Source organism: Salinimicrobium sp. WS361 (assembly GCF_050750585.1).
Taxonomy (GTDB): Bacteria; Bacteroidota; Bacteroidia; order Flavobacteriales; family Flavobacteriaceae; genus Salinimicrobium.
This window is the reverse complement of the sequence record NZ_JBOJLM010000004.1, coordinates 37,439-50,925: the sequence shown is the minus strand read 5'-3', so window position 1 is coordinate 50,925 and position 13,487 is coordinate 37,439. Positions and strand designations below refer to the sequence as shown.

Here is a 13,487-nt window from a genome sequence, read left to right as displayed (position 1 = left end):
TAATTGGGTTTTAAAACCTACCCTTAAGAATAAAAAAAGCTCCCGCGAACACGGGAGCTTATAATTGAATTTTAAAAATTGTTTAGGGCTTTACTGCTTCGGGTTTTACTTCTTCCCCTTGTTTATTGATTAATTTAACTTCATCAAAGCCCATATCTTTGAACTGCTCAAATTGGGTAGCGGCATCTCCCACCACCAGGTAAGCCATTTTTGATTCGTCAAGATATTTTTGGGCCAGTTTTCTATGCTCTTCTAGTGTCATGTTACGAATAACTTCCTCTTCCTGCTTAATATAATCGGCCGGAAGGTCATAAGCGCTCCTTTCCTGCAGCATGCCCAGCAGTGAGGGTTGTGTCTCAAAACGGCGGGCATTAGACTTGATAAGGGCATTTTTGGTGAACTCGAGATCTTCGGACGTGATGCCATTCCTGTATTTAGCAATCTCATCTTTGAAAATACCTACAGATTCTCCTGTGGCATTGGTGCGCACGCTAGAAGAGGCTGTAAAGGTGCCGGGGATCTTAGAACCGCTAAAACCACTGCGGGCGCCGTAGGTATATCCTTTTTCTTCTCTTAGTACCAGGTTTACGTTACCCGAAAAAGAACCTCCCAACTTGTAGTTCATCACCTCGGCAGGGAAGAAGTCTTCGCTGGTGCGGGGAAGAGCGAGGTAGCCAATATTGATCACCGACTGCTTGGCACCGGGTACATCTACAAAATACAAGGAAGCTTTGTCTCTATTGGTTACTACCTCAAATTCAGGGATGGTAACTTCTTTAGGCTCCCAATTGTCTTTGAGGTCGGCAAGTACTTCCAGTGCTTGTTCCTGTGAAACATCGCCCACAACATGGAAACGACTTACTGTAGGAGAAAAATACTTGTTGTAGTAATCTTTAAGATCCTGCATGCTAATGGCTTCTACAGACTCTACCGTACCCGATGTGGGATAGGCGAAAGGATGGTTCTCTCCATAAAGCAGCTTGTTATACACCTGGTTGGCAATTACATTAGGATTGGCCTCATTTCTTTTTATGGAATTGATTGTGCTGGTTTTGATGCGTGCCAGCTCTTCCTCATCCCATCGTGGCTCAAGAAGGATTTCTTCCACGAGTTCCATGGTTGCTTCAAAATTTCTTGCAAGGCTGTTCCCTCTAATAACTATAGACTCATCTGTGGTGTACATATACAGGTTAGCTCCAAGAAGATCTATTGCCTCTTCGAGTTCTGCAGGTGTTTTGTTGGCCGTACCTTCCATAAGGATATCGGTCATTAAGTTTGCCACACCATTTTTGCTGAGGTCGTCAAGTAAATGTCCGCCTTCAATTACCAGGCTAAAGTTTACCAATGGCAATTCATTTTGCTCAATGCCATAGACTTCCAGGTCATTTTCAAGCACCAGGTTCCATGACTCAGGAACATTTAAGCCGGGCGCCTCACCCAATTGAGGAGGTGTAGATCTGTCGATCTTTGAAGGTGTTTTTTCAATGGTCTTTTCTTCGGTAGCAGCAACTTCGGCCTCTACGTTTTCGGTGATCTCTTCCTCTACGACCTGTGCTTTTTCAGAGTTTTCAGCAATAAGCTCTAATTGGCCTTTAGGTACAAAGCTGGTCATCACGAAAGGCTTATCTTTGATGTAGGTATTATATACCCTCATCACATCTTCTTTGGTCACTTTTTTGATATTTTCTATATCTTTTTCAATGTAACCCGGGTCTCCGGTGAAGACATCATATTGGGCGAGCTGGAAGGATTTTCCAAGTACGCTGCTTATGCCGTTGTAAAAATCGGTTTCAAGACCTGCTTTAATGCGTTCAATATCCCGTTCTGTAACTCCTTCTTTTTCAAAACGATCAAAGGCTTTTTCAATACCGGCTTCAACACTGTCTAAATCTACCCCTGCGTTGGCAGTGACCAGGATTCGAAATTTCCCGGCAATTTGATCAGAGCTGTTGAAGGCTATTGGTTCAGAGGCCAGTTCTTCTTCTTTTACCAGTACTTCATACAGTGGCGCTTCTTTTCCGTCGGAAAGGATCTCTCCCAGGAAATCGAGCGCATAGGCATCGGCAGTATAATGTTCAACTGTAGGCCACACCATATTGAGCTGAGGTGCGGTAGCAAAATTATCTTCATGGTAAAGCCTTTTAGTTTCTGAAAGCTTTACGTTTTGTACCTCAAGCGGGGCAACTTCCTGACGCTTTTTTATTTCGCCAAAATACTTCTCGATCATTGCTTTGGTCTCGTCCCTGTCAAAATCTCCGGCAATCACCAGGGTGGCGTTGTTGGGGCCATAAAATTTGTCGTAGAATTCCTTAACATCGGCTATAGTGGCACTTTGAAGATCTTCAAGTTCGCCTATCACCTGCCAGCTGTATGGGTGGCCATCAGGGAAAAGGTTTTTATCGATCACCCAGCCGGTGTGTCCATAAGGGTTGTTGTCTACCCGCTGGCGTTTCTCATTCTGTACTACCTCCTGCTGGTTGGCAAATGCAGCTTCAGTTACTGTATTAATGAAATATCCCATACGGTCAGATTCCAGCCAGAGCACCATTTCAAGTGCATTTTGGGGTACTACTTCATAATAAACAGTACCATCCTGCCAGGTACCGCCGTTTAGGGTTCCACCCACATCCTGGATTTTTTTAAAGAATTGATCTTGTGGTACATTTTCAGATTCCTGGAACAACATATGTTCAAAGAGATGCGCAAATCCTGTGCGGCCTTTTTTCTCCCGGTTAGAACCCACCCCGTACTGGATGGCCACTGAAACAATAGGATCTGACTTGTCCTGGTGCAGTACCACATTTAGGCCGTTGTCAAGTTCGTATTTTTCGTACTCAATAGACAGGCCCTGGTCCTGGAGGCTGTCAGTTTCTTTTCCCTGCAGGTTTTCGCAGGAAGTAAAGGTGGAGGTTAACAAGGGCAGCATAAGTGCCATTGCGAGGAACCTTACTTTTTTCATACTTCTTTTGGTTTTAGTTAAAATTTGCTGAATATAATAAGTGCTAAATAGTAATGTGTCTGATTTTCAGCAGTAATGTTACAATATTAAATGAAATGAAGTGAAAAAAATATAAAGTTCTTCAGAAGCTAATGTAGTCACTTCTAAAGCTGGGGAAGGAGATAAAGTGACTGTATGATTATTTGTATTCAGAAATCAGGCTGTTCCATTCCATTGTTTTCAGCGTTCCAATAAGAATAGGGTCTATTTGGTTAACAAGTTTAGAGTGCTTTGGGAAACTATAACTGTAGTAGTCTTTTTTGAGGCTGTTTTCAAGAACGGTAAGTTCCTCCTGCAGTTCTTTTTCTTCAATATAATAGCTAAGAATGGGTTTATCGTATACCAGCACGTTCTTATCATTCTCCAGGAGCGCTTCCAGGCCCTCATTGGCATTGGGAACTTTATAGGAATCAATGTTGTACTGGTCCAGTAATTCCTGTGCGCTGGAACTTTTTACGGTATAGATCTCAAATCTTTCCAGGTCCTGAACCGTGCCAATTTCATCCTGAATGTTTTGTACGGTAAGGGAAGAGGCAATTCCCGCTGTAAGGGTAGAGATCATAATAATAGCTATGAACATCCAGATAAAACCTACAACTCTGCCACCAAAAGTACGTGGCGACTTATCCCCGTAGCCCACGGTGGTCATGGTCACCGCGCTCCACCAGAAGCCCTGGAGTATTCCTTTGGCACCGGGCCCAAATTCTTCTTTGTTCTTTTTTCTCTCAAAGATCCAGACCAGCATTCCAAAAATAAAGATCACTCCCACCAGGATAAGTATGGCCGAGAAGAAGTTCCAGCTAAAAATATTAGAGAGGTATCTCCAGACGGCAGAACCACTTTTCCTTGCAATCCCGGTGTAGGAGATGAAGTAGGGCTGTGAAAAATCCATTTTCTGCATTCTCTTATCGGTAACAGTGATTGGGTTGATGCTAAGATCAACGTTTCCCTGTTCTACCGCCTGTAGCAGAGCGTCAAGAGTTTCGAATTGCTTATACTTATATTTAACATTCAATTCCCTGTTTACCAGCTTCCATGATTCAATACTGAGACCCGCAAAATCACTTCCTTCCTTCATCACAAAAGGAGGAGCCTCGGTTAATCCAATAATAAGTTGGTCTTCCGTATTTAAAGAATCCTGTGCGTGAATCGTTACAATGCTTAAACTGAAGAAAAGAAAGAAGATATATTTATTCATAAGGCTAAAATAGGACCTCAATGTATAAATTTATAGATAAATACCTTTTTAAAGTGCTGAAGAGCAAAAAATGCAGAATAACCTGTAATTTTGTAAGAAAAGTAAGCTTTAGATTGGGTTGGGAAATTCCGCAGGGTAATAATTTATATATTTGATTATTAGTAGGTAAGTTAATTATTTAATATTCCCCGACAGGCAATTTGGTTATTACTTTTAATTATTAGAATATTGTGACCATGGGTAAACGGGGGAAATACCAGATCATACTTGTTCTGCTTGCAGGTCTTACCTTTGGAATTTATTTCCAGGGCGCCTATGCGCAGGATTCGGAGAACCCACCCCCGCCTATGATGCAGAGCACCCAGGCCTCTACGACAGATAATGGTTGTGGAGAAACCGAGGATGATGGTACAGGGTCTCCGCCTCCACCACCAGGTTTTTGTTTACCTATAAATGATTATTTGTTACCCCTATTCCTTTCGGGGGTCGCGCTTGGAGCATTCCAGTTATTCAGGCTCAGGAAGAAAGAGGAGGAGCTTAAGGATTTAGCTGAGTAAGTCGCTTTACATACTTCCCAATAACGTCAAATTCCAGGTTGACTCTGGTTCCCTTTTTTATTTGGTTGAAGGTGGTATGCTCAAAGGTGTAGGGAATAATAGCCACGCTAAAGTTGTTCTTACCCGAATTCACAACGGTTAAGCTTACCCCGTTTACAGTAATAGAACCTTTTTCTATAGTGATGTTTTGCAGCCCAGGGTCATATTCAAAAGTAAACTCCCAGCTGCCATTCTTTTCCGCCACCGCGGTACATAATGCGGTTTGGTCTACATGGCCCTGCACAATATGGCCGTCTAGCCGGGCGCCCAATTGCATTCCCCGCTCCAGGTTTACCACATCTCCTTTCTTTAATTCTCCCAGGTTGGTTTTTGAGAGGGTTTCAGCAATAGCAGTAACAGTATATTCCCCCTGTGCAATATCTACCACAGTCAAACATACGCCGTTATGAGCTACACTTTGATCTATCTTCAGCTGTGAAGTAAAGTTGGCTTTAATACTAATATTAAGGTTGTCTTCACTTTTAGCCAGTGCCGTGACTACTCCCAGTTCTTCAATGATGCCTGTAAACATTCTCCTATTATTAATTACCTTTGCAGGTATAAAATTAGTGTAAATACAGGAAATCATTATGAAATCATCCGACAAAATAAAAGTGGGAATTAGTATTGGAGATCTCAATGGAATTGGAAGTGAGATCGTGCTCAAGACTTTTGAGGATGTTAGAATGATGGAACTCTGCACACCGGTTGTATTTGCATCGGCAAGAACCATTACGTTCATCAAGAAAAAACTCAATATCGATATTGCCTTTCAGGGTGTTGACGATGCAGCCCAGGCCATTGATAATAAGTTCAATGTGGTAAATGTCTGGAAGGAGAATGTGACGGTGAATTTTGGTGAGGAGACAGAAGAGGCCGGCAGGCATGCTTTCCTTTCGTTACAGGCAGCAACCAATGCTCTAAAGCAGGGTGATGTTGATATTCTTGTTACCGCGCCCATAAATAAACACAACATTCAGAGTGAAGAGTTTCGTTTCCCAGGCCATACAGATTATCTGGCAAAGAAATTGGGAGGGGAAAGCCTCATGTTTATGATCACCGATACCTTAAAAGTAGGGCTTTTGACAGATCATGTGGCGGTAAAAGATGTAGCTGCAGCTATAACACCCCAATTAATCGAAAAGAAAGTGAGGATCATTCATAAAACGTTGCAGCAGGATTTCAGGATCTCGCAGCCTAAAATTGCGGTGCTGGGAATTAATCCGCACAGTGGTGACGGCGGAGTTATTGGAAATGAGGATGAGGAGATCATGAAGCCCACTCTTGAAAAAATAAGGAACTCCGGAAAGCTCATTTTTGGCCCCTATTCTGCCGACAGTTTCTTCGGAAGTGGTAACTATAAGAATTTTGATGCTATTATTGCAGCCTATCACGACCAGGGATTAATTCCTTTTAAAACCCTTTCCTTCGGAAGCGGGGTTAATTTCACAGCCGGTCTTAGCAAGGTGCGCACTTCGCCCGATCATGGTACTGCATACGAGATTGCCGGAAAGAACGAGGCCGATCACCACTCATTTAAAGAAGCTGTGTTTAAAGGAATAGATATCTTTAAAAGCCGTCAGGAATATGAAGAACTCACCCAAAATGTCCTGAAGAAACAGGGCAAGAAGATATAAACAAAAAATTGTTCATAAAGAATAGGCAGTTAATTAATTTTTATATCTTTGCACCCGCCTTATCCTGAGGGGTAGGCACTTGAAACTGATGATGAAATGAGGAAACTAAAGGAGTTTACGATCCCCTTTGTGGGTCTTAAACAAGGTAAACACCAGTTCGAGTACGAGGTTGACAATAAGTTCTTTGAACATTTTGATTACGATGAATTTAATAGTGCCAACATAAAGATAGATCTTCTGTTTGAGAAGAAATCGACCATGTTGGAGCTCACTTTTAAAGCATCGGGAATGGTAAACGTTTACTGCGACCTTACAAACGAACCTTATGACCAGCCAATAGACAGTGAGCTATTTCTGGTAATTAAGTTTGGGCAGGAGTATAACGATGATAATGAGGATATTTTGATCTTACCGCATGGTGAGTACGAGGTAAATATCCAACAGTACATTTACGAAATGCTGGTTTTGGCCGTTCCGTCAAAAAGAGTTCATCCTGGAGTGCTAGATGGCACTTTAAAGTCAGATGTACTTGAAAAGCTGGACGAGTTAAGTCCGCGAGAAAAAGAGACTAAAACAGAGGAGGACATAGATCCCCGCTGGGAAAAATTGAAAAATTTATTAAACGATAAATAATACGCAGCCATGGCACATCCTAAGAGAAAGACCTCAAAGACGAGGAGAGATAAAAGAAGAACGCATTATAAAGCCTCTGTACCACAAATAGCTACAGATCCTACTACAGGAGAAGCTCATTTGTACCACAGGGCACACTGGCATGAAGGTAAATTATACTACCGTGGTCAGGTGTTAATTGACAATACAGAAGAAGTAGAAGCTTAATATTCAAGAGCTTTGAAAATACTCCAAACTCTCACATCGTGAGAGTTTTTTGTTTTAAGTTGATAAAGTGCTAAAAACACCTTAATTTGCACCGCTGTATTGTGGAGTTTTATTAGTCTACTGTTTCTCAGTAATTTAACCATTTTGCAGAGGCATTAAATGCATGTTTATGAGTAAAACAACAGCAGCGATTACAGCTGTAGGCGCGTATGTACCGGAATTTGTTCTTTCAAACAAAATCCTTGAGACTATGGTTGATACCAACGACGAGTGGATCACCTCAAGAACCGGCATCAAAGAGCGCCGCATCCTTAAGGATGCTGATAAAGGAACTTCCTACCTGGCAATTAAAGCCGCCCAAAACCTTATAGATAAATCTGGAATAGACCCGGCAGAAATTGACCTGCTAATTATGGCTACGGCAACGCCCGACCTTCCGGTCGCAGCGACAGGTGTTTACGTGGCATCACAAATAGGTGCCGTAAATGCTTTTGCTTACGACCTGCAGGCTGCCTGCTCCAGTTTTCTCTACGGGATGTCTACCGCCGCAGCATATATTGAAAGCGGCAGGTACAAAAAGGTTCTTGTTATAGGGGCCGATAAAATGTCTTCAATTATTGACTATACAGACAGAACTACCTGTATCATCTTTGGAGATGGCGCAGGGGCTGCTTTGTTTGAACCCAATGAAGAAGGTCTTGGGCTACAGGATGAAATTCTTAGAAGCGATGGCGCCGGAAGAGAATTTCTCAAAATTTCTGCCGGTGGCTCTCTTATTCCTGCAACGGCACAAACAGTGGCCGATAAGCAACATTATGTCTTTCAGGATGGAAAGACCGTATTCAAATTTGCCGTTACCAATATGGCCGATGTGAGTGCAAAGATCATGGAGCGAAATAATCTTTCAAATGAAGATGTCAACTGGCTGGTGCCACACCAGGCTAACCGCCGGATTATAGATGCAACTTCAAGCCGAATGGGGATCGATGATTCCAAAGTGCTTATGAATATTCATAGGTATGGTAATACAACTTCGGCTACTTTGCCTTTACTATTAAGCGACTTCGAAAAACAGTTTAAAAAAGGAGATAATCTTATTTTTGCTTCGTTTGGAGGTGGCTTCACCTGGGGTTCTATCTACCTCAAGTGGGCTTATAATTCTTAAAAACACCCAACACTAAATAATATGGATTTAAAAGAAATTCAGAATCTCATCAAGTTTGTGGCAAAATCTGGAGCCAGTGAAGTAAAGCTGGAAATGGATGATGTAAAGATCACCATCAAAACCGGATCTGACGAAAGGGAAACCACAATCCTGCAGCAGGTACCTATGCAGGCTGCACCACAAGTGCAACAGCCGGTGCAGCAACAGCCTTCTTCTCCACAACAACAGGAGAGTGCTACAACCGGGGGCGAAGCCAATGCCGCACAGGAAGATAAAGGATATGTTACTATTAAGTCTCCTATAATTGGAACCTTCTATAGAAAACCATCTCCAGACAAAGGTCCTTTTGTAGAAGTTGGAGACTCTGTAAAAGTAGGTGATGTTCTTTGTGTGATTGAAGCTATGAAGCTCTTCAACGAGATTGAAAGTGAGATTTCCGGAAAGATCGTGAAGGTACTGGTTGATGATTCATCACCGGTAGAATTTGATCAACCTCTATTCCTGGTAGATCCGTCATAATAGCTGTAAGGAGCTACCCTAAAGCCAAAACTAAACAGTATGTTTAAAAAAATATTAATTGCCAACAGGGGAGAAATTGCCTTGCGCGTTATTCGCACCTGTAAAGAAATGGGCATTAAGACCGTAGCGGTATACTCTACCGCCGATGCAGAAAGTCTTCATGTTCGTTTCGCCGATGAAGCAGTTTGCATTGGCCCTCCTCCCAGCAACCTTTCCTACCTAAAGATTTCGAATATTATAGCAGCGGCCGAGATTACCAATGCAGATGCTATTCATCCGGGATATGGTTTTCTTTCTGAAAATGCTAAATTTTCGAAGATCTGTGCTGAACACGATATCAAATTTATTGGTGCCAGCCCCGATATGATTGACAAGATGGGAGATAAAGCCACGGCTAAAGCTACTATGAGAGCTGCCGGGGTTCCTTGTGTCCCCGGCTCAGAAGGCATTCTCGAATCTTATGAAGAGGCCGAGAAGATCGCTAATGATATGGGTTATCCCGTAATGCTGAAAGCTACAGCCGGTGGTGGTGGTAAAGGAATGCGTGCCGTTTGGAAAAAGGAAGATCTGCGAAAAGCATGGGAATCGGCCAGGCAGGAAGCAGGTGCAGCCTTCGGCAACGACGGTATGTACATGGAAAAACTCATTGAGGAGCCGCGACATATTGAAATCCAAATCGTGGGAGACAGTTCAGGTAAAGCCTGCCACCTCTCAGAAAGGGATTGTTCTGTACAGCGACGCCATCAAAAACTTACAGAAGAAACTCCGTCACCATTCATGACCGATAAACTTCGGAAACAAATGGGAGATGCTGCGGTTAAAGCAGCCGAATACATCAAGTATGAAGGCGCCGGTACCGTAGAGTTCCTTGTAGATAAACACAGGAACTTCTACTTCATGGAAATGAATACCCGTATTCAGGTAGAGCACCCTATTACCGAACAGGTGATAGATTACGACCTCATTAGGGAACAGATCCTTGTGGCAGCAGGAGTGCCTATTTCAGGCAAGAACTACGAGCCACAGCTGCATTCTATTGAGTGCCGAATTAATGCTGAAGATCCATATCACGACTTTAGACCTTCCCCAGGGAAGATCACCAACCTGCATGCACCGGGTGGGCATGGAGTGCGTATAGATACTCATGTGTACAGTGGTTATGTGATTCCGCCTAACTACGACTCTATGATTGCCAAATTGATTACTACCGCCCAAACCCGCGAAGAAGCTATAAGCAAGATGAGACGGGCCCTTGACGAGTTTGTAATTGAAGGTGTAAAAACAACAATTCCGTTTCACAGGCAGTTGATGGACGAACCCGATTATGTTGCGGGGAACTACACTACCAAGTTCATGGAGAGCTTCAAAATGAAACCAAGAGAGTAATACTATATGGGATTGCTACAGTGATCCTTAATTACTATACCATTTTAGACCTCACAGGTTTTCAAAACCTGTGAGGTCTTTTTTATTTATTGTCATGAATCCCTGCTCTTGGAGGGCAGCGGTCTTTTTTATCTCCTTCAGCGAAAAGGGTGTCCCAAAAATTTTAGTATCTACTTCAAAATTTATTTCAAAGGTTTTGCTTTACAGGGGTTTAGCAATAAATTCTTATCTTAAGAAAAATGTTTATCTATCGTGATGGCCGGTGTAGCATTAAACATTTAGTCAATTCTTTAAACCTAAAATTATGAAGAAGGTATTTTTAGTTCTACTTCTATTATTTCTCGGCAACTCTTTAAGTTCGCAGGAGATCACCGGCGATTGGTATGGCGAATTGATTGTACAGGACCGTAAGAAGGGGATTGTCTTTCATATTTCTGAAAATAAGGATGGCTATACCACTACCTTAGACAGTCCCGCACAAAATGCGTTTGATATTCCTGTTGAGTCTACATCTTTTGAAGATAATGTATTGGAGGTGAAGGCTCCAAAGCTTGGAGGATTTCATTTTAAAGGAAGACTAAAGCAAGAGGAACTTTCCGGCTCATTAAGACAAGGCGGAGCACTCGTTCCTCTTAAACTTTCAAGAGGGAAACCCGAAGACGTAAAAGAAGAGGTAAAAAAAGAATAACTTTGGCTACAAAATGGCATTTTTATGAGCTTTTCTTTTTGGGAACACGATTCCTGGTTTTCTAATATTGATTTTACCATTGTTGGCAGCGGGATTACCGGACTTACCTGCGCCCTGCAATTAAAAACCCGTTATCCCGAAGCAAAGGTGGTAATCCTCGAAAGAGGACTTCTACCCAATGGTGCCAGTACAAAAAATGCGGGTTTTGCTGCTTTTGGAAGCCTTAGCGAAATTCTGGACGACCTGCAGCATCATTCCGAAGAAGAGATGGTAGAACTGGTGAGAAAAAGGGTGCAGGGGCTTGATCTACTCAAAAGAACTTTGAATAGTGATGGTATTGATTTGCAGGTAAATGGCGGATATGAACTATTTACTGCAGCCGAAGAAGATCTCTTTGAAGCCTGCGTGTCAAAAATGGCAAAAATAAACAGCCTTCTAAACCCCATTTTTGGAGAGGATGTCTTCAGCATTACCAATAATAAATTTGGATTTGCAAAAGTGGAGAACAGCCTGATCTACAATAAATTTGAAGGCCAGCTTGATACCGGGAAAATGATGAGTGCCCTGCTTCAGAAGGTGCAGGCAGCCGGAGTAAAGATCCTAAACTCGGTTACCGTAAATGGTTTTGCTGAAGTAGATGATTCCGTAGAAGTAGAAACAGAACATTTTAGTTTTTACACCGGGAATTTGCTTATTGCCACCAATGGTTTTGCTTCACAACTGGGTATCCCAGAGGTTAAACCGGCCCGGGCACAGGTGTTGATCACAGCACCTATTCCCAATCTCCATCTAAAAGGCACTTTTCACCTTGAAAAAGGCTTTTATTACTTCAGAAATATTAACGATAGGATTCTGCTGGGCGGAGGCAGAAACCTCAACCTTAAAGGAGAAGAAACCACCGAAATGGCATTGACGGCACTGGTGCAACAGCGGCTTGAAAGCCTGCTCAAAAATGTCATTTTACCCGATACTCCTTATAAAATCGAAAGAAGGTGGAGCGGAATAATGGGCATGGGGGAACAGAAGAAACCGGTGGTTAAAAAGGTTACGAAGCACGTGTTCTGCGGAGTGCGTTTAGGTGGAATGGGTATAGCAATTGGCAGTCTCGTAGGAAAAGAGCTGGCCGATCTAATTGAATAAAAATGAAAAGATTTTTCAGGTTTTTACTGAAACTGGTGCTGGGATTATTTCTCTTCAGCATATTTATGGTTGTGGTCTATAAGTGGGTGCCGGTTCCGTTTACCCCATTAATGGTCATTAGGTACTTTGAAAATCCTGAAGAGGAGATCTATCACGACTGGGTGCCCATGGAGGAAATTTCTGATAACCTGAAGCTGGCAGTGATTGCCAGTGAAGATCAAAATTTCCCCAGTCACAATGGGTTTGACTATAAAGCGATTCAAAAGGCCATGGAAGACAATAAAAAAGGGAAAAGAGTAAGGGGCGCCAGCACCATTTCTCAGCAAACTGCGAAGAACGTTTTTCTATGGCCACAGCGCAGCTGGTTTAGAAAAGGCCTGGAAGTTTATTTTACCTTCTGGATAGAACTTTTATGGAGTAAAGAGCGTATTCTTGAGGTATACCTTAACAGTATAGAAATGGGCAAAGGCGTTTATGGCGCCGAAGCTGCTGCACAAGCCTGGTTTAAAAAGAGTGCAGAGAACCTTACTGCCTATGAAGCCGCTGCCATTGCAGCCATACTTCCAAATCCGAGGGAATACAGGGCAAATCCTGCCAGCAGATACATTGGAGGCAGGCAAGGGTGGATCGTGAGACAAATGAGGAACCTCGGAAAAATTGAGCTTTAATAGAATTTAAGACATTCCAAAAAACAGGACCAAATAAAATTATATTTACTCAATTTAAAATCAGCAATTAATGAACAGAATACTACCTCTATTATTAATATCCATGTTGTTTGGTTTTTATGGATATTCCCAGGAGACTGAAGAAATAGCTACCCCACAAGAGCAGGCACCTTATTCCGGTAAAAACGAATTAAAATTAAATGGAATGTATTTGCTCATTGGTTTCCCCGAGCTTAGCTATGAGCGAATTTTGAATGATGAGTCTGCTTTGGGTATTTCTGTTAATTTTTCTATAGATGATATAGAAATTGATTTTATGGCTATTCCCTATTACAGGATCTATTTTGGTAAAAAACCTGCTGCCGGATTTTTTGTGGAGGGGAATGCGGCCTTTTACGTAGTAAGTAATGAAGAATATACTTACTATAACGGGCATACTTACGAAGTCAATACCGAAAATGAAATAGGCGCAGGGGTAGGCCTTGCGGTAGGATCAAAATTTATGACTGAAAGTGGATGGGTGTTTGAAGTTTTTGGAGGAGCTGGAAGAAACTTTTTAGGTTCAGATCATATAAGCGATGCTTATCCCAGATTTGGACTTACAGTTGGCAAGAGGTTTTAAAACTTTCTGATTGAGGCTTTGACATTAAAA

The 13,487-nt window shown here is 42.3% G+C and carries 14 protein-coding genes; 11 read left to right on the top strand and 3 right to left on the bottom strand.

Annotation, left to right across the window (positions count from 1 at the left end; genetic code table 11):
- Positions 1–82 precede the first annotated feature (82 nt).
- Entirely contained in the window at positions 83–2,959 is a 2,877-nt protein-coding gene (locus ACQ93I_RS05005; RefSeq protein ID WP_431697456.1) for a M16 family metallopeptidase, read from the bottom strand.
- A 178-nt stretch (positions 2,960–3,137) separates the two neighbouring features.
- Positions 3,138–4,196: a transporter substrate-binding domain-containing protein gene (locus ACQ93I_RS05000; RefSeq protein WP_431697455.1), complete on the bottom strand. Its 1,059-nt coding sequence runs from the start codon at positions 4,194–4,196 to the stop codon at positions 3,138–3,140.
- A gap of 236 nt (positions 4,197–4,432) precedes the next feature.
- Here ACQ93I_RS05000 and ACQ93I_RS04995 point away from each other — a divergent pair, with 236 nt between their 5' ends.
- Complete coding sequence (locus ACQ93I_RS04995) at positions 4,433–4,753, top strand: hypothetical protein (RefSeq protein WP_431697454.1); 321 nt, start codon at positions 4,433–4,435, stop codon at positions 4,751–4,753.
- Here the strand turns inward: ACQ93I_RS04995 and ACQ93I_RS04990 are convergent.
- Positions 4,734–5,324 (bottom strand): riboflavin synthase, encoded by a 591-nt coding sequence (locus ACQ93I_RS04990; RefSeq protein ID WP_431697453.1) that lies wholly within the window; start codon positions 5,322–5,324, stop codon positions 4,734–4,736. The genes ACQ93I_RS04995 and ACQ93I_RS04990 overlap by 20 nt on opposite strands.
- Positions 5,325–5,382: 58 nt before the next feature.
- Here ACQ93I_RS04990 and pdxA point away from each other — a divergent pair, with 58 nt between their 5' ends.
- From pdxA to ACQ93I_RS04940, 10 genes are all read left to right on the top strand, one after another.
- The gene (gene pdxA, locus ACQ93I_RS04985) at positions 5,383–6,429 is read left to right on the top strand and encodes a 4-hydroxythreonine-4-phosphate dehydrogenase PdxA (protein WP_431697452.1); all 1,047 of its coding nucleotides are present in this window, start codon (positions 5,383–5,385) and stop codon (positions 6,427–6,429) included.
- Positions 6,430–6,525: 96 nt separating this feature from the next.
- Positions 6,526–7,062 (top strand): YceD family protein, encoded by a 537-nt coding sequence (locus tag ACQ93I_RS04980; RefSeq protein WP_423820406.1) that lies wholly within the window; start codon positions 6,526–6,528, stop codon positions 7,060–7,062.
- 9 nt (positions 7,063–7,071) lie between these two features.
- Positions 7,072–7,269, top strand: coding sequence for a 50S ribosomal protein L32 (rpmF, locus tag ACQ93I_RS04975; protein ID WP_006988996.1), 198 nt, complete (start codon positions 7,072–7,074; stop codon positions 7,267–7,269).
- Positions 7,270–7,438: 169 nt separating this feature from the next.
- The gene (locus ACQ93I_RS04970; RefSeq protein WP_266070907.1) at positions 7,439–8,434 is read left to right on the top strand and encodes a beta-ketoacyl-ACP synthase III; all 996 of its coding nucleotides are present in this window, start codon (positions 7,439–7,441) and stop codon (positions 8,432–8,434) included.
- A 21-nt stretch (positions 8,435–8,455) separates the two neighbouring features.
- The gene (accB, locus tag ACQ93I_RS04965; RefSeq protein ID WP_431697451.1) at positions 8,456–8,953 is read left to right on the top strand and encodes an acetyl-CoA carboxylase biotin carboxyl carrier protein; all 498 of its coding nucleotides are present in this window, start codon (positions 8,456–8,458) and stop codon (positions 8,951–8,953) included.
- 39 nt (positions 8,954–8,992) lie between these two features.
- Complete coding sequence (gene accC / locus ACQ93I_RS04960; protein WP_431697450.1) at positions 8,993–10,339, top strand: acetyl-CoA carboxylase biotin carboxylase subunit; 1,347 nt, start codon at positions 8,993–8,995, stop codon at positions 10,337–10,339.
- 304 nt (positions 10,340–10,643) lie between these two features.
- Complete coding sequence (locus ACQ93I_RS04955) at positions 10,644–11,027, top strand: hypothetical protein (RefSeq protein WP_431697449.1); 384 nt, start codon at positions 10,644–10,646, stop codon at positions 11,025–11,027.
- Positions 11,028–11,051: 24 nt separating this feature from the next.
- Positions 11,052–12,167 carry an NAD(P)/FAD-dependent oxidoreductase gene (locus ACQ93I_RS04950; protein ID WP_431697448.1) on the top strand — a complete coding sequence of 372 codons (1,116 nt, stop codon included), beginning with the start codon at positions 11,052–11,054 and terminating at the stop codon, positions 12,165–12,167.
- Between the two features lie 2 nt (positions 12,168–12,169).
- The gene (gene mtgA, locus ACQ93I_RS04945; protein ID WP_431697446.1) at positions 12,170–12,835 is read left to right on the top strand and encodes a monofunctional biosynthetic peptidoglycan transglycosylase; all 666 of its coding nucleotides are present in this window, start codon (positions 12,170–12,172) and stop codon (positions 12,833–12,835) included.
- A 70-nt stretch (positions 12,836–12,905) separates the two neighbouring features.
- On the top strand, positions 12,906–13,457 hold the full coding sequence (locus tag ACQ93I_RS04940; RefSeq protein WP_431697445.1) for a hypothetical protein: 552 nt from the start codon (positions 12,906–12,908) through the stop codon (positions 13,455–13,457).
- Positions 13,458–13,487 lie beyond the last annotated feature (30 nt).